The 16,742-nt window shown below is 51.2% G+C and carries 10 protein-coding genes; 1 reads left to right on the forward strand and 9 read right to left on the reverse strand.

All coding sequences use genetic code 11. The annotated features are described in order from the left end of the window. Positions 1-146: 146 nt before the first annotated feature. Complete coding sequence (locus tag DQG23_RS19575; protein WP_113032567.1) at positions 147-1,715, forward strand: glutathione ABC transporter substrate-binding protein; 1,569 nt, start codon at positions 147-149, stop codon at positions 1,713-1,715. 58 nt (positions 1,716-1,773) lie between these two features. Here the strand turns inward: DQG23_RS19575 and DQG23_RS19580 are convergent, their stop codons facing one another. From DQG23_RS19580 to DQG23_RS19620, 9 genes are all read right to left on the reverse strand, one after another. After that, positions 1,774-2,271: a GNAT family N-acetyltransferase gene (locus tag DQG23_RS19580; protein WP_113032568.1), complete on the reverse strand. Its 498-nt coding sequence runs from the start codon at positions 2,269-2,271 to the stop codon at positions 1,774-1,776. A 141-nt stretch (positions 2,272-2,412) separates the two neighbouring features. Next, a complete protein-coding gene (locus DQG23_RS19585; RefSeq protein ID WP_113032569.1) occupies positions 2,413-7,965 on the reverse strand; it encodes an S-layer homology domain-containing protein in 5,553 nt (1,850 codons plus the stop codon). Positions 7,966-8,058: 93 nt separating this feature from the next. Then, positions 8,059-9,549 carry an ABC transporter substrate-binding protein gene (locus DQG23_RS19590; protein WP_113032570.1) on the reverse strand — a complete coding sequence of 497 codons (1,491 nt, stop codon included), beginning with the start codon at positions 9,547-9,549 and terminating at the stop codon, positions 8,059-8,061. Between the two features lie 131 nt (positions 9,550-9,680). Further along, the gene (locus DQG23_RS19595; protein WP_113032571.1) at positions 9,681-10,580 is read right to left on the reverse strand and encodes an amidohydrolase family protein; all 900 of its coding nucleotides are present in this window, start codon (positions 10,578-10,580) and stop codon (positions 9,681-9,683) included. A gap of 28 nt (positions 10,581-10,608) precedes the next feature. After that, entirely contained in the window at positions 10,609-11,430 is an 822-nt protein-coding gene (locus DQG23_RS19600) for an AAC(3) family N-acetyltransferase (protein ID WP_113032572.1), read from the reverse strand. Between the two features lie 42 nt (positions 11,431-11,472). Beyond that, entirely contained in the window at positions 11,473-12,300 is an 828-nt protein-coding gene (locus DQG23_RS19605) for a carbohydrate ABC transporter permease (protein WP_113032573.1), read from the reverse strand. A gap of 21 nt (positions 12,301-12,321) precedes the next feature. Continuing rightward, positions 12,322-13,278 (reverse strand): carbohydrate ABC transporter permease, encoded by a 957-nt coding sequence (locus DQG23_RS19610; protein ID WP_113032574.1) that lies wholly within the window; start codon positions 13,276-13,278, stop codon positions 12,322-12,324. Between the two features lie 100 nt (positions 13,279-13,378). Further along, positions 13,379-14,968: a response regulator gene (locus DQG23_RS19615; protein WP_113032575.1), complete on the reverse strand. Its 1,590-nt coding sequence runs from the start codon at positions 14,966-14,968 to the stop codon at positions 13,379-13,381. Beyond that, positions 14,965-16,662, reverse strand: a complete 1,698-nt coding sequence (locus DQG23_RS19620; RefSeq protein WP_113032576.1) for a sensor histidine kinase — start codon at positions 16,660-16,662, stop codon at positions 14,965-14,967. Before DQG23_RS19620 ends, DQG23_RS19615 begins: the two co-directional genes overlap by 4 nt. Positions 16,663-16,742: the final 80 nt, after the last annotated feature.

A 16,742-nucleotide genomic window follows, 5' to 3' on the forward strand; every position in this document is an offset into this window, starting at 1 on the left:
CTGCTGCAGGACGCCAGCTTTGCCGCCAACAAGTAAAGATAGTGTAAATACACGTAAAGATCGTGAAAGGTAAAAGTCAGAATATTTTTTATAATACAGCTAAGCATATGGAAGATATGCCGAAAAACGGACTAGGGGGCATCTTCATGAATAAAAAGCATGTACTTGGCAGCGTCCTCGCCTTGTCGCTCATTTTTACGACAGCGCTTGCAGGATGTTCGTCCAAGCCGGAAACGGATGCGGACAAAGGCAACGCCGGCGGCACGGCCAAAACGGGCGGCACGCTTGTCGTCGCGCGGAAAGCGGACGCGAACAATTTGGACCCGCAGTTCATCACGAACATTCCATCGTCCAACTATATTTTCGGCAAAGTGTACGAAGGGCTGATCAAAACCGACAAAAACATGGAATTCCAGCCTTCGCTCGCTACGGAATGGAAAGCGGTAGACGACCTTACTTGGGAATTCAAACTTCGTACCGGGGTTACCTTCCACGACGGCGCGCCTTTTAACGCGGAAGCGGTCAAGAATACGTTCGAACGGGCGCTCGATGCGAAGGTCAATTCGCCGCTCGCCGGCAAATTCTCGATGGTGAAAGAAATCAAAGCCGTCGACGAGCACACGGTGCAGTTCATTCTCGCTTACCCGTACACGCCGCTGCTCTCCATTCTGGCAAGCAACGAAGGCAGCATCCTTAGCCCGAAAGCGATCACCGAGCAATCGGACCAGCTGGCCAAAAATCCGATCGGCACCGGGCCGTTCAAATTCCAATCGTGGACGCCGGGACAAGAGATGGTGCTGGTCAAATACGACGGCTACTGGGGCGAAAAGCCGAAGGTCGACAAAGTCCAGTACAAGGTCGTGCCGGAAGACACGACGCGCGTCGCGATGATCGAATCCGGCGAAGCGCAAATCGCCGACCAGCTGCCGGTTACGGAGCTGAACCGCGTCCAATCGTCCTCAACGCTGGAGCTGGCGCGGGCGGAAGGTCTCGGCGTCGAGTATATCGGTTTTAACACCAAGAAAAAGCCGTTCGACGATGTACGCGTACGTCAAGCGGTCGCCCATGCGATCGAGCGCGATTCCATTATCAAAGGCGTATTCAATAACGTGGGCAGCCGGACGCTGACGGCGCTTTCGCCCAAAATGCCGGGCTACAATGCAAACCTCACGGATTACGACTACAACATTAATAAAGCGAAGCAGCTTCTTGCCGAAGCCGGCTATCCGAACGGGCTGAAAACGTCCATCGTCACCGACGACCGCAAGGAGCGCGTAAACGTGGCCGAAGTTCTGCAATCGCAGCTTAAAGGCATCGGCATCGACCTCGAAGTCAAAGTCGTGGAATTCGGCGCATATCTCGATATTACAGGCAAGGGCGAGCACAGCATGTTTTATGGCGGCTGGGGCAATGCGACCGGCGATGCGGATTACAACCAGTATAACGTGTTCCACAGCAGCTCCCATGGCAGCAAAGGCAATCTTGCATTCTATACGAATACGCAAGTGGACAAGCTGATTGAAGACGGACGCCGCGAGATCGACCCGCAGAAGCGCAAAACGATTTACGAGCAAGCTCAAGAAATCGAGCTGAAGGAAGCGCCGGTCGTGCCGATTCGCACGATCGACCACATAGCCGTTTCCTCCAAAAACGTCAAAGGCTTCTGGCTCAACCCGATCGGTTATTTAATGCTGGATAACGTTACCGTGCAATAACAGTATGCGGCAAAAAGAAAGACGGCATGCGCCTCAAGCGCGTGCCGTCTTTGTCATTTCATTTCACATCGTAACCGTAAACCTCGTCATCCATCACGTAGCCGTTTCCGATATCCGCCACTTGCGTGCGAAGGAGAGTCATGCCAAAACGTTTGTATACGGCAATCGTATCCTCGTTATGGATGTTGACGGTCAGCCAAATTTGCTTGAGGTTGTTCCTCGCGGCGATCGCTTTGATTTCCTCGAAAGCTTGTCTGGCGTAACCTCTGCCGCGGTGGGCTTTGAGCAGGTAAAGCTTCGACAGGTAAAGCGTATTGTCCTCCTGCGGCTGAACTCCGAAATAACCGACCGGCTGGTCCCCTTCCATAAAAAGGTAGTATTCATACCCTTCTGAAAGCTGCTTGGTCATGGCTTCCGCCGATTGAAATTTTTCAAGCATATAATCGATTTGCCCTTGGCTGATTATATGGATAAAAAACTCGTTCCATATTTCATGCGCAAGGCTCGCCGTAGCGGCTATGTGCTCGGGAGCGGTCACTTTTTGGAATGTCAGCATGGTATGGTTCCTCTCCTCTGTTTATTTGGTACGCTTCTCTCTGTAGGCTTTCTTTAGCGTAAGCTAATAATAGCAATGTTTATGGTTAATGTCATATATAATGGGTATGCAGCCGAAAGAGCAACTAATTTTCTGCTTATATTACAGCTTGTTCTGCAACCCCAACAGGTTAAATATTGCTTGTGCGCTTTCCGCTCGGCTCGTTGACCCCATCGGATCGAACCTGCCGTCTCCACGCCCATTCAGCAGCCCCTGCTCCAGGGCATAACGGATCGGCTCCTGCGCCCATACGCTTGCTTGCCCAACATCGCCGATCGGCTCCGTATTGCCAGCCTGCTTCCGGCTGCCGGACAGCAGCTCCCATGCCCGCACCAGCATAACGGCCATTTCTTCGCGCGTTATTGGTTGGTCCGGAGCAAATTTGCCGTCATCCTTCCCATAGACGAGTCCGGCTTCCTTGGCAGTCGCCACTTCCCCGGCAAACCATTGCGTCTCCGCTACGTCAACGAAATTCGCCGACGTACTGCGTCGCTTCAAGTTTAACGCTCTTACTAACAGCGCTGCAAATTCGGCGCGTGTTATGTCCTTTTGGGGTGCGAAATCCGTTTCAGTATTGCCATTCACGATATGTCTCGCCGACAGCACGCGGATCGTATCGGCAGCCCAGTAACTTGCATTTACATCGTTATAGTGCTTATCGTATGCCAGCAATGCATAGTTGCCGAAGTCCGAGATCTCGGCTTCCATCGTATCACCATTGCGTTTACCGCCGATGAACACCAATTGGCCGTCATCATGAATCAAGTAGATGCCTGCTAATCGCGGGTCGACGCCAGGAGTGAGGGGAAGCTTTATGGTCATGAGTTGACCTTGAACTGCCGCAGCTGCTTTTTTGCCATCCTTGTCAACTAGACTCGCGCCCACGTCAATCATGTCGCCTGCCGATTGCAACTGCAAATTGCCCGGCTTGTCGATTTTGCCTAGCAGCTCGGTGGCGGCCGCTTCAAGTAGTCTGTCAAACCTGAAAGATAGACTCCCTCCGCCGCCCAGATGAGGGAGATATGTCTGAAACGTCTCCTTCGGAATCGAAATGCTTGCGGCGTCTCCCGCCACCGTAAGCCCCGTCTCCGCAAGAAGCTTCATAATCTCGACCGGAATCGCGAGACTCTTTTTGCCTTCAGGCAGCGCCACTGTAACTTTGCCGTCCTTGTCCGCTTTCACCTGCTCTTGTCCGATGGTCATCACGTCAGTCTTTGTTTCGGGTGCCGGTTTATCAATCGGCGTTTCGGTATTCTGAATTATGTATGGCAGGCTTGTATTAGGCTGGTTCGTGTCAGGCAGCGCAGTAACCGTCAAGTTAAAGCTGGCGGTATGTTCGCCGTAGGTAGCCGAAATCACCGTCGAGCCTGCGCTTGCCGCCGTTACTTCCCCGGTTGCCGATACTGTCGCCACGCTCGTATTGCTGCTGTTGAATTGGGCTGATGCTGTAACATCAACAGGCGAGCCATGATTGTAAACGGCGGTTACAACTGTATTCGCCTTTGCCCCTACCGTCATCGGCGAGGTTAATCCGCTAATTTCAATACGTTCAGCGAGCCGTATCCGTACGTTCACCGCAAGCGGCAACGTGGCATAGCTAACGTCCCCAACCTTCGCTTCGATCGTCACGTTGTATGCATCATCCGCCGTATAGACCGAGACGCTCACCGTTCCTTGCACCGTCTTCGTCTCGCCCGCCGCCAGCGTAATGTTTTCATCCAGCGTAACGGTAAGACCGTTTGGCACATCGCGCAGCAGATCGACCTTGACCGGAATGTTCGAACCATTCGTCAATTCCACGGCAAAAGGATACGTACCCGTATGATCGGCATCAATGCTGCTCGCGGACATATCCGCCTCAAGAGCCGTCACGACCTCGCTCAGCTCGAGATCGTCGAGCCACGCCGGACCGTCCGCCGCTTGATCCATTTTGAAATACACCCATACTGTTCGGGTTTCCGGCTGCGCTGTGAATAAGACATTCAGCTTCGTCCAGTCGCTGTTTGGAGCCGATTCCGCCCAAGTATACCTGATGCTTTCTCCGTCGGCGTTGACCTCTCTGATGCCAAGCGCCGCGGACCCAACCGTTGCGCTGTTTTTGACCCAGCCCGTCAAGACGTATTCGCGACCGGCTTCAACTTGAATCGCCTTCGGTTCGTCCATATTGATGACATTAAAAGGATCGTTCGCATCCGGATTCAACCTGGCTGAATACGTCCCGCCATGCGCTACCGTGCTGTCCCATGTTCCGTTATATAGCTGCCAGCCGTCGGGCCTGTTTTCCGCTCCGGCCTTCTTCTCGAATCCGGGATTAAACACCGGATTAATGGGCTCCGTAATCCGGCTAAGCTCCAGATCATCTACCCATGCAGGCGCATTCACGTTCTGATCGATCTTGAAATACACGGCTGCATGTTTCGCCGCCGGCTCCGCTTCGAAGAAAACTTCGATCTTCTCCCAATCGCCTGTTTTCTCCGCTCTCTCCCAGTTATAGAGAATCGAGTCGCCGGCTGCATCGATTTGGCGAATGCCAAGCGCAACCTCCCCGGCCGTTGCTGCTGTCTTGACCCAGCCGGTCAGCTTGTACCTGAAGCCGGGAGAAATCGGGATTAGGTGATTCTGATCCGTGTTTGCGACATTCCATGGATCCGCCGCATTCGGATTCAGCTTGATAGACGCAGCACCGCTGCGGGCAACTGACTTATCCCATTCGCCCGCCCATTTGTCCCAGCCTTCCGGGGTTGTCGCTGTCGCGGCTTTCCGCTCGAACCCGCCATTAAATACCGCGTTTGTATTCGCGTAAACATGAAGCGGAAGCGTCGCGTAGCTAACACCGGCTGACAGGGCTTCAATCGTTACGGTATACTCGCCCTGCGTCATATTTGCCGGAATCGTCATGCTGCCCTGCACCGTTCGCTTCTCGTTCCCGGCCAGCGTTACCGCCGAAGCGAGATTGACCGTTATGCCGCTTACGGTCTGTGCCTGCAGATCGACATCAAGCGGCTGTCCGGAACCGTTCTGTAATTCAACGGAAAACGTGTAAGCGCCCGCTCCGGTAATATCGATATAATTCGGCGTCAGCTTGGCCGTCAGAAGCGGCTGTACGGTAAACGAACGTTCTACCGGAATACGGATATGTATACCTTCATAAAGGAAATCGATTACTGCTTTCACGGCATACACGCCAGGCTGCATATCGTCCGGCAGGGCCGCATCCAGCTGCCGGTCGGCGCTATTCCCGCTCTGGATGTTACCGATCGTTTGTTCGATCGATGAAAGATCCATTTCCGCCGGCAGCTCGATACGCAGTTGAACGCTTTCCATTTCCTGATTGCCGGCGTTGTGAATGCCTACGTTCAATTCCAGTTCATCACCTGCCAGCTGCGGCGCAGCGCTGAGCTGCAAATCGAATTTGGCTGCTGCTTGCATAATCGGCATCAGATCGGCAGCCGCCTGATCCAGCACTGCGTTCAGTTCCTCCCTTTTGCCTTCCAGCTGCTGATCGGACTTCCCGCTGACCCAGTCCTTCAAATCGGCGATATCGCCCAGCGTACTTGCAGCCAAATTCATAGCTCCCCCGGCGTTAACGGACTGCGCCTGCAAGGCGCTCTTCAATTGCTGCAGCTGCACAATCAGCCCTTGCACGTCGTTTTGCCATTCGCTGTCCGCAATGAGCGTCTGCGCGCCGCTCAACTTGCCGCTTGCTTGATTCGCTCCCGCTGCAAAAGGCTTTATCCGATACACAAGCGTCTGCTCGGGCTTGAGATTCACCGCAAGCTGCTGCGTCCAACTGCCCGCCTGCTCGTGCGAATCGCCATACAACAACTCTACATCATTTCCTGCATGCGCAAGAGGGATAGTCGCTGTTTGCGCTTCTTGCGTCATATTGATGGCGATGGCGTACTGCTCATCTCCCTTGCTGTACATAGCCCATTGCACATTGTTGTCGTTATCCAGATAAGCGTCTGACTGTGTTCCTTCAATAACCAGACTGCGAATAAACGCAAGCTCCGTTTTGAATTTCACCATAATAGGGTAAAAATCCGAATGGAGCAAATCCCAGCCCGGATCATAGAGGGCATAAAAGGCCAAGCCTTTGGCGCCTGAAAGAATTGCCTGATACGCCATATTGCGCAATTGATCTTCCGTCGGCAATGTAGTAAAAAAGCTATTGCTATATTTGAAAGTTTGCAGAACGGTCCATACCGGTTTGCTGTCTCCCACGCTCGCGACTGCCTTGCGCACATGTTCGCCAACGGAATGGAGCGGAAGAGCGGCGCTTCCCTCTCTAATCGGATACACATCGGTGACCAGAATATCCGTCGCATGCCCGGTGTAGCGATATGCTTTCCAATCCTCCTCTACCATATATGTCGGATGTGCAGGATCGATAGAACGGATCAGCTTGTAAGCGTCAATCAGATCCGAATTAGGAATTCCGTTCGTTGACGGCTCATCCATGACCATATAGCCGAGTACTGCCGGATGATCCTTGAATCGGGTCACGAATTTCTCGGTCATCTGGGCGTTTTCCTTCACTGTCATGCCGTTGTAGAGCGTAACGAGCATTTTCAGGCCATTCGCATGCGCCGCATTCAATTCCGATTCCAGCGTATCCGCATCGGTTGTATTTGTCCCTTGAACCGTATTCACGCCGATGGCCTGCAAGTAGGGGTAATCTTCCGGGCCGGCATGATAGGCTACCACCGGGAAAAAAGGCTGCCCGTCAACAAGTATCCGTCCGTTATCCGGCAGCGTTGTCGGCCTTGCCCAGCGATAGATCGTCTGCTCGGCGCTTTCGATCAACTGGCTCTGACCATCCTTCAGCTCCGCTTCAATCCGGTACGGCTGCTGCAAAATCATGTTCGACGTGTCGAATGGAATCGACACGGTTTCGGCTGCCGGGACACCGCTATCCATAAACAAAACGGCATCGGATTGTTCATTTACAATGCGAATATCGACGGTTTTATTTGCTAACATGCCGTCCTCCGGCGCAATCTTCAAATCGACGTTGCCGTCCGCAATGTCAGAATAGTAATACCTATGTTCGGAATCCACGATGATCTGCGGTTTGCTCTTGCTTTTGATGACGGACACATCATCGAAGTAAACGGTTCCAGTTCCATACAGCCGCAAATACACATACATATATTTTGCTTCCGCCGGCGCCTCGATTTCGTATACGAGTTTACGAAAGATCGGTTCATTAAGGGAAGACTCCGCGTAGTACGGATAACCGTAAATCCAGTTTGCATCCGTTCTGTCGATTCCTTTAAAAAACTCGACTTTATAGCCCACATCTCCGCTAACCCCGATCGTCTTAAACCAGGACGTTATCTCATACGTGGCACCCTCCTCGACCGGGACGGGAAAGGCCACCCAGGGATTGTTCGCTATGTTCGTTTCAATGGCGACACCGTAATTGCCGCTTCGCGCTGCCGCTGCGGATGCACGAATGCCGTCGTTCCAAACATCTCCAATGACCAGCCAATGCGCAGGTATGTGATCCGTCGTATCCTCAAAGCCTGGGTTTTCAATCAGATTGATAGGCGATTCCGCTGCGGCGGGCTTTGCCTGGATGACAAATAGAAGCTGAAACAGTAAGCAGAAAGACAGAAGCAAGGCCAGTCGAGCTTTCCCTCGTACGATCATCCTCTTATCCTCCCATTCATGTAAACGGAGATTGATAAAGCAAGGAGAAGAGGCGCTGTTCAATCCTCTTCCCCGATTTGCGATAGAGCCCGTCTATTGCCCGGCCAACATTTCCTCTGCGCCTTTCTTGTATGCCTTCTGAAGGTCGCTTAGCGTAGTTTCGATATCCTGAGCGCCGCTCAAATATTTAATAACGGCATTTTCCCACATGTCGGAATAGGTTTTGCCCAAGTAAACGTCGTACCCTTGAATAACCGTCAACGGCAAATCTTCGATGAACACTTCATGTCCGCTCGAGGCTTCCGCTCCCACGATGTACGGCTCCGATTCGGTCTCTTTGGAAATGATCGTATTATGTTCCGGGGTGCTTAAGAACATCAGATAATCCATAATAACCGCAAGCTTCTCCGGCTCCTCCTGCTTCATGTATCCCGGAATGACCCATTGTCCGGGTCCCCAAGCGCCAAGAACTTTGGAGCCTTTCCCAGATGCCAGCGATGCCGACTCCTTCGTGATGACAGGAAAATTGAAGACTCCCCACTCGAAGGGAAGATTCATCGTCTTAAGCGCTGTTATCGACCAACTGCCTCCGTACTGCATCGCAGCTTTGCCCGAGCTGAACATTTCGCTCTGGTCGTATTTGCTCAAAAATCCTTTCGGCCAATATTGCGACCATTCCTTGTACAAGATCAACTGCTGGCGCAGCACCTCCAATTCCGGCAGTGTACCATTTTTGACCGCTTGGGCAATCTCAGGGGTGTCGACCCGGTTGTTATGGTCCGTGTCGTATTTCGCAAGATCGCTTCGCATAAATTGACTATTCATAAGCGAGTCCGTCCAAGAAAGATCACAGCAGCCTTTGTCCACATGCATAAACGCGAACGGCGTCTTTCCGCTCTCCTTGATTTTGGCCTGCACATTCATAAACTCTTGCCAAGTCTTAGGCACGTTCAAGCCTAATTCCTTGAATATCGTTTTATTGTAGTAGATAGCCACACCTACGCCATCCGACGGAATATCATACAGCTTGCCGTCCGGCGCCCGCACGGAATCGAGAACGCCAGGCACGAACGTATCGCCCCAAATCTTATTCCCATTGTACGGGTTCGGCTGCTTAAGCCAATCGTCTACCGCATAAAACCAGCCTTTCTGATAATGATCCCAGGTCGATTCGAATTGCGCCCAGAAAATATCCGGCGCATCCTTCGCCATCATCCGTGCTTGCAGCCAAGCGTTGCGATCCTGGGTCGTAGGGACCTTGACCAACTCAATCTTGACATTTGGGTGAAGCGCTTCATACTCCTTGTTCAGATCGTCGAGCGCACGCTTTTCCGTCGGATCCTTGGCGTCGGGCTTCTTGGGCAGATGCATTTGCGGATCGAAGCGGATTACCCACTTCTTCCCGTCTGCCGCCGGCTTCGCCGATTCCGGCGGCGCCGATGAAGCCGGCGATTGTCCGGCGCTTTCGTTTGCCGCCGGCGTACCTTTGCCGCTCGAGCAAGCCGCGAGCATGAGCGCGCAAATGGCAACCCATGCGAGCAACAAGGTAAATCGATTTCTGTTGTGACGCTGTCTTTGCTGCATTCATTAATCCCCCCATGTACATCATAGTGAGCAATGCCTTTGCTCAATTCGAATTCTAAACTCGATAAAGTGCATTATATAGAGCTGCAATTTACTACTCTTTGTTCTGGAATTGACTTTTGATCAACTCCCTATTTCAGCCCCAAAAATTTGATCGCATTTTCTCTGGCGATTTTCTGAAATACAGCTTCGCTGATTTTATTCGTATCGCGCCACTGGATGAGCGTGTCGACCAAATCAACCTTCATACCTTTAAAGCAAATATCCGTGCCGAAAAACAGCCGATCCTGAAATTCCGTCAAAAACTTCGGCCCGTACTCGGGATCGCGAACAATCGCATTATGCGCCGTAAAATCGGAAAGATCGCCATACAAATTCGGATATCTGCGGAACAACTTGGGGACGACCCCCTCTTCCTTGATCGGTCCGCTAGGCAGTCTCCCGACCTGGCCGCCCCTCGGACGGAAAAGGAATGACCGCTCGCCGGGCGTTTCCAAACGTCCGATTTCCGCCCAGAACACCGGCCCGTGTCCAAAAATGCTTAGATTCGGGTATCTTTGCAGCGTATGCTCCAATTGCGGCAGACCGGGATCGTCATACAAACCGAAAGATCCGGTTTTCTGATCGGAACCGTCGAAGACGACCGGGAGACCGACGCTTTCCGCTGCCCGGAACAAATTTTGCACAAGCGGATTCATCAGCTCAGCGTTCAGCATCACCTCTCCTAGGCCTTTGCAGCCCTTCTCCTTATAGTAAGCCAGCACGTTCTCCAGCGGAGCTTCGGCACAATTGGTCAAGGCTCGCGGGTCGACGTTGCAGTACGGGATAAAACGGTCGGGATACTGCTCGGCCATGTCCAGAATATCCTCATTCGCTTGTGGAAAATAAATTTCAGGACTGACGACCGGCAGCAAGACGCCCCGTTCAATCCCCAGCTCGTCATAGCGCTGAATCAATTCCTCGGGTGTGCAAAACTGAACGACAAAAGGCACGGGCTTCCGGTAAGCATGAGCATGAATATCGATAAACATGATCGTTCCTCCTTATGTAATCCCTGATCTAATGACCAAATACGTCTTGTTCGAGCCAGCTAAGGAAAGCCTCGTCGAACCATTTGGCAGGGTTTGCCTTAAACGCTTGCAGCACATGGTCGACATAGTCGTTCGCCTTAATGCCGGTAAATAACGAGTTTCCGCACCGGGCATACGAGATCAACCCGTTCGCCTCAAGGAGCTCCTGCGTCTTGGCCGCATTATGGAACGGCCATACGCCCGGAACGCCGTGTCTGGCAAGCTTCGACATCGCTTCGCACTTTCTGGCAGGCTCCCCGATCGCGTTGCAGTAGTGCTCGACCAGACTATATTCGGCAAAATGCTTGAACGTATTGTAATTCATGCTAACGCCGATAAAGACGATTCGCGCTTGCTGCAAATACATTTTCTGCCACGGTGATGAATAAGAGAAGCAATAATCCCCGAATACGCCCATGCGCGGACCGTATGCCGAATGCTCGGCAGTGAGCTCGTCCGCCCCTTTTCCCCAAGCCGCAACCGAATGTGTCGCCTGATCGCTTCTGACACTGTCCGGAAGAAGCCGGAACACTTCGGTAATTCGGCCTACGTCAGAGGGGGATGTCCGGATATCCCAGTTGCGGTAAGCATTCTGAAAATCCTGCTGCACAAGCGTTGGAAAAACGACTGTTCCGCTTGCTGTCACCGCTGTCTTAATGGCGTCGATGACACTAATCGGGCCTCCGATCACATGACCGAAGCTTTGTAAAGAAGAATGAATCAGAACGGTATCGCCTGCTGAGACACCCACTTGTTGAAAAGCCTGCACAATCTCTTCCAATGTAACTGCCTGCGTCGATTTGGAATTCATGGCTAACCTCCTCCTTGCTTATTTCTATCTCTTGATACGCAGCTACATTTTCACGGATCCGGAAGACAATCCTTCTACAAATTGCTTGCTCGTAAAGACGAACAAGATCAACAACGGAATTGAGGCGAGCACATAACCCGCAAACAGAGGGCCCCAGTCGGTCGTAAACTGCTGCTGAAACGCCATGAGCCCAATTGTCAGCGGCATTAGGCGGTCATCCGTAATGACCATCAACGGCCAAATGTAGTCGTTCCATGTGCCCAATATATTCAGTACGCCAAGCGTGGCGATGATCGCTTTCGACAACGGCAGCACAATCGAAAATAAGATTCGCTTCTCGCTCGCCCCGTCGATTCGTGCTGCCTCGAACATTTCCTCCGACAAAGAAGAAAAGAAGGAGCGAAGAACGAAGATGCAGAAAACCTGGCCGCCTGCAATGAACGGCCCCCATAAACCGAGCCAGCTATCCAGCATACGGAACTTGATGATAAGACTGAATAATGGCACGAGCGTTAACGTCGAAGGAATCATCAATAACGCAATGATAAGAAAATAGATTTGCTCCTTCATAAAGAAGTGTATTCTGGCCAATGGATACGCCGCCAGGCAGGAAACAACGAGCACCCCGATTACCGTTACCCCGCTAATCATAAAGCTGTTGCCGATATAACTGCGGATGGCGTGCCAGGCCGCAGCATAATTGCTCCAATGAAACGGAAACGTCACGCTCCAGCGGTGTAAATTAAACTGCGTCGCATCCTTGAACGATAAGCTGATCATGATAAAAAAAGGAAGAATCGTCAGGATGCCGAAAAATAAAATGGACCCGTGTCTAAGCAATAGCCCGCTGTAACTTGGTCTGCGTTTCATAACTGCACGCGTCCCTCCCTTCTATTTTCTCGGACTATATTCCATAGTTGAATTCAAATACCGGTTATTGATATAAGTTAGCGCAAAGATCAGAATGAATAAAACGACGCCGATCGCGCAGGCAAAGCCCATCCGATTGTTGACCATCGCCTCGTTATACATGAGCAGCCCGGGAACAGTCGTCGAATTGGCCGGTCCGCCACCAGTCAGTACAAGCGGCGTCTGAAAGGTCTGCAAGCCCCCGATAATCGTCAGAATCAAAATCAGCTTGATCTGCGCTAAGACGAGCGGGAGTTCAATTTTGTAAAACAGCCGAAAGCCTGTGGCGCCATCCACGGTAGCCGATTCGACGATTTCCTGCGAGATGCCCTGGAAGCCGGCGAGAAAGATAAGCAGCGATACGCCGCTCACCCAAGGAAAACCGATAAGCATTAGCGCAAATAACGCCGTATCCATGCTGCCCAGCCAGATCGGAAGCTTTTCGTCCGGTACCCCGAACAGAGAAAGCAGCGCATTCAACATGCCGACATCGGGATTGAGGATAAATTGCCAGAGTAAAACAATAACCATCCCCGGGATCACGAGCGGAAACACGAACAGCATCCGGTACGCATTTTGGAGCTTCTGACTCCGCACCTTATAAATCATCCGGGCTACAAGCAGAGGAATCGTGATGGAAGCCACGATCTGAAACAGCGTGAGCCACATCAGGTTCCAGAATGCCTTAGAAAATACCGGCGTTCCGAACATTTCCGTGAAATTGCTGAAACCGATAAATTTCGGAGCGTTAAAACCGTTCCAGCTCGTAAACGAGTAGAAGAACGCTCCAATTGCAGGATAATAATTAAAAACCAGCAGCATCACCAACGTCGGCAGCAGAAATAAGAATGCGATCAAGTTATTCCGGCTTCTCAGCCGGCTGTAACCTGCTCGCATCTCGACTTTTGGCGATATTTCCATTTTTCCCGTTTGACCCAATATGCGCTCCCCCTTGCTTTATGAATAAGATAAGCCTGCATTCGATCGGCTCAACTAGTATTCTAATCGCGAGAGAGGCATAAAACTGGGCTGGAGTTTACTACTCTTTGTTCTGGAATTGACTTCTCGTTTTGGCCGGTTGCTTGGCGTTCGCCTCGCGATAATCTTTTGGGCTCATCCCTGTCATTCGTTTGAACAACTGACTGAAATGGGAAGAATCTTTGAAGCCTACCTCATAGGCGATATTCGTGGTTTTCATGAACGAATTGGCCAGCAGTTGCTTTGCTTTCTCGATACGTATCCGCCACAGCATGTCCCGAAAATTAATGCCTGTCTCTTTCTTGATCAACCGGCACAAATAGGAGTGGTTAATATGCAGCGCCTTGGACAACGAAACAAGCGTGATCTCTTCCTGATAATGATCCTCCAAATACTGATCCACGCTTCGGATGACACTATGGGGCGACTCCTTGTTGAACGCCGCTATTTGGCCAGCCATCTTCGTAAGCTTGCCCTCCAGAAATTTCAGCAGGTCTGATAAGGTGTCATAAGACAAAATGTGTCTCTCCGTCTCTTGCCGCTCCTCCTTGGAGCCCGACAACTGGTACTCGTCCATAATGTCTTCAGCCCGCTCGATCAATTCGATTGCATACTGATGCACCCGATTTTTATCGAAGCCTGTGGCCAACATATCGCGGTACACTTGGCGCGTAAAGAGAACGATTTGCTCCAAACTTCCGCTGCGAAGAATCTCTGTCAGATGCGAAATATGCATGTCATCCTGCATGATCGACTCGTCGCGGATCAGGGACAAAGCATCTGCAGAAATAATCGAACCCTTGCCCAGCAGCATCCGATAGTCAAGACATTTCCGAATTTGTTCCAGCCCTTCATGCAAGTACATAACGGAAGGCAGCGTCCGGCTGATGCCGATCGAGATCGTGTGCTCGAAGGCGGATTGCATACGGGATACAATATCCCGAGAAATCTGCATGCTGTCAGTCTTCATATCCCACATTCGCTCGTCCGGCTGAAAGAGAATTAAATAAACGCCTCGACGGTTCAAGCAAATCCAATAAGGGTAGGGATAGCGCCCCATCAAGTGACTGACCGTTTCCCGCAGCATGAACAAGATATGGGGATCCCCCGCATCGCCGGTCAGTTCGATATTATCGATTTCAATCGATAGCATGATTGCCTGCTTGCCCGCAACCTCCGCCCAGCCAGGCTCGCTCTCGATATCCGCCGCCGCTTCCCCGCCGCCGATCAGAAGCGACCGCACCAGCTTCTCCTGCTTCAGACGATCATCCGCATTCGCATGGCTTGCGCCCTCCATGACCAGCTCGACAGCTTCCAGCAGCTCGACAGGATTAATCGGTTTCGTGATGAAGTCGATGGCCCCGAGTTTGATTGCCTGCTTCGCATACACAAAATCATGGTAAGCGGAAATAAAAATAATATGTGTGCGCGGATATAACACGCGAATTTCTTCGGCCAGCTGCATGCCGTCCATTAATGGCATACGGACGTCCGTAATCATCAGATCGGGCCGGCATTGACGGGCAACCTCAAGCGCTTCCACTCCGTTGCCCGCCTCTCCGACAATGCTGCAGCCAAGCTGCTCCCACTCTGAAAGCCCCGCCAAACGCTGGCGAATCAATTGTTCGTCATCCACAACCATGATTCTCATTCGATATCTCTCTCCTTATTTTCGAGACTGATAGGCAAACGGATGCGGACAATCATTCCGGTTTCGCCATCTTGCTTTTTGATGATCGAGAGACCGTATTCTTGACCGTAATAGATTTTGATTCGCGATTCCACATTGGCAAGACCGGTGCCCAGACGATCCGGAGCAGGCGCGGCATACATCCCCGGCCCGTCATCCTCTACCTCCAGCCAAAGATCGAAGTCTTGCTCGTAGGCTCGAATCCGGATCATGCCCGGCCTGTCGATACGATCGATGCCGTGAATAATGGCGTTTTCCACAATAGGTTGCAAAATCAGCTTGGGCACTTTGAGCCCGGATAAGGCTTCATCCATCTCCGTTTGCCAGGATAAACGATCCTTGTAACGATATTTGTGCAACTGCAAATAAGATACAGCCAATTTCATCTCGGTTCTCAAAGCGATAAAATCCTCGATCGGCGATATCGAAAAACGCAAAATCCTGGAAAGCGTACGAATCATCTCCGGCACTTCCTTAGAGCCGGCTTCACCCGCCAAAATACTGACCGATTCCATCGTATTGTACAGAAAGTGGGGATTCAGATGCATTTTAATCGCTTTCAAATCCGCTTCTTTTTTTAACAACTCGGTTTTGTATACCTTCTGGATCAAGTGCTGAATCTCCGTAATCAAACGGTTAAAGCTGTTGCACACTTGGGCGATCTCGTCGCGGGTGCGGACCGTATCCATCAGTTTGAAATTTTCCCTTTCCGCCAAACGCATCAGCTTCGCCAGCTTCACAAGCGGATTCGTAATATGACGCAAGATAAGAACAGTAAGGAGGAGTACGACCACCCAAGCAGCAATTGTAATGCCGGCTGCAAAATAGGCTAAATCTTCGATCTCCTTTTTCATTAATTTTTGGGGGATCATGCTGTAGTACACAAGACCGGAATATGACGAGGTCCGTTTATTTACGATCGTGTTCTTATCGTCGCTAGCCAGCTTCAAGCGGGAACCGATCAAGCGGCTGTCATGAGCGGACATAATTAAATTGCCGGAATTAGCAATATAAAAAGAGTTGTCGGAATACGAGTCGTACATTTGGATAACGCTTTGCGGTTTAATGGCCAGTGAAATCATGCCGATCTTCCGCCCTGTTGTTCGATTATTAATATCCATAGCTGAAATCAGACGCTGATGATCCGTGAAGAACGCCCAGCCCATCTGTCCTGGCGTCTCGTTCGCAATAAAGGTCAGTGCCGGGTAGCTCACTACTTCCATTGCATCTGCGGATGCATAAACCTCGCCGTTTGCAGCAAAAATATAGATCGCATCGATCATGTCGTTCGCAGCCGCCTCCCGATTTAACAGCGTTTCAATCCTCTCGATGGTCTGCTGTTTTTCTTCGGCGGTCAAAGCAACCGTTTCGGTTTCCGCCTCATTTTTGAGTAAGCGGTAGATATCCAGATCAAGGACAATTGTATCCGCTTTCTGCGCGAACAATTTTAACATGCCGTCGATTTTATCGGCCGTTTCAACAAGCGTCTGGCTTGTCGCTTCCCGCATCTTGGTCTCGATAATCTCTGTCGAACGGAAATAAAATAAGCTGATAATGACGGCTAGCGGAATGACAATCAGCATCGAATAAAGAATGATCATCTTATACAGCAATCGTGATGTAACCTGTGCCCATAAACGACGAATCAGCTTCATAGTGCCCTCCCCGCGCCGATTTGTTCACATTCCGGAAAAACCAAAAAGGCGGTATGTATTATACCGCCATCGTACTTGAA

Origin of the sequence: Paenibacillus contaminans (assembly GCF_003285015.1) — a bacterium.
GTDB classification, from domain to species: Bacteria; Bacillota; Bacilli; order Paenibacillales; family NBRC-103111; genus Paenibacillus_V; species Paenibacillus_V contaminans.

What these genes read in the sequence shown, in the direction of transcription:
- DQG23_RS19575 (WP_113032567.1), top strand. Translation starts at nt 147, where the DNA reads ATGAATAAAAAGCATGTACTTGGCAGCGTCCTCGCCTTGTCGCTCATT.
- DQG23_RS19580 (WP_113032568.1), bottom strand. Translation starts at nt 2,271, where the DNA reads ATGCTGACATTCCAAAAAGTGACCGCTCCCGAGCACATAGCCGCTACG.
- DQG23_RS19590 (WP_113032570.1), bottom strand. Translation starts at nt 9,549, where the DNA reads ATGCAGCAAAGACAGCGTCACAACAGAAATCGATTTACCTTGTTGCTC.
- DQG23_RS19605 (WP_113032573.1), bottom strand. Translation starts at nt 12,300, where the DNA reads ATGAAACGCAGACCAAGTTACAGCGGGCTATTGCTTAGACACGGGTCC.
- DQG23_RS19585 (WP_113032569.1), bottom strand. Translation starts at nt 7,965, where the DNA reads ATGATCGTACGAGGGAAAGCTCGACTGGCCTTGCTTCTGTCTTTCTGC.
- DQG23_RS19620 (WP_113032576.1), bottom strand. Translation starts at nt 16,662, where the DNA reads ATGAAGCTGATTCGTCGTTTATGGGCACAGGTTACATCACGATTGCTG.
- DQG23_RS19600 (WP_113032572.1), bottom strand. Translation starts at nt 11,430, where the DNA reads ATGAATTCCAAATCGACGCAGGCAGTTACATTGGAAGAGATTGTGCAG.
- DQG23_RS19615 (WP_113032575.1), bottom strand. Translation starts at nt 14,968, where the DNA reads ATGAGAATCATGGTTGTGGATGACGAACAATTGATTCGCCAGCGTTTG.
- DQG23_RS19595 (WP_113032571.1), bottom strand. Translation starts at nt 10,580, where the DNA reads ATGTTTATCGATATTCATGCTCATGCTTACCGGAAGCCCGTGCCTTTT.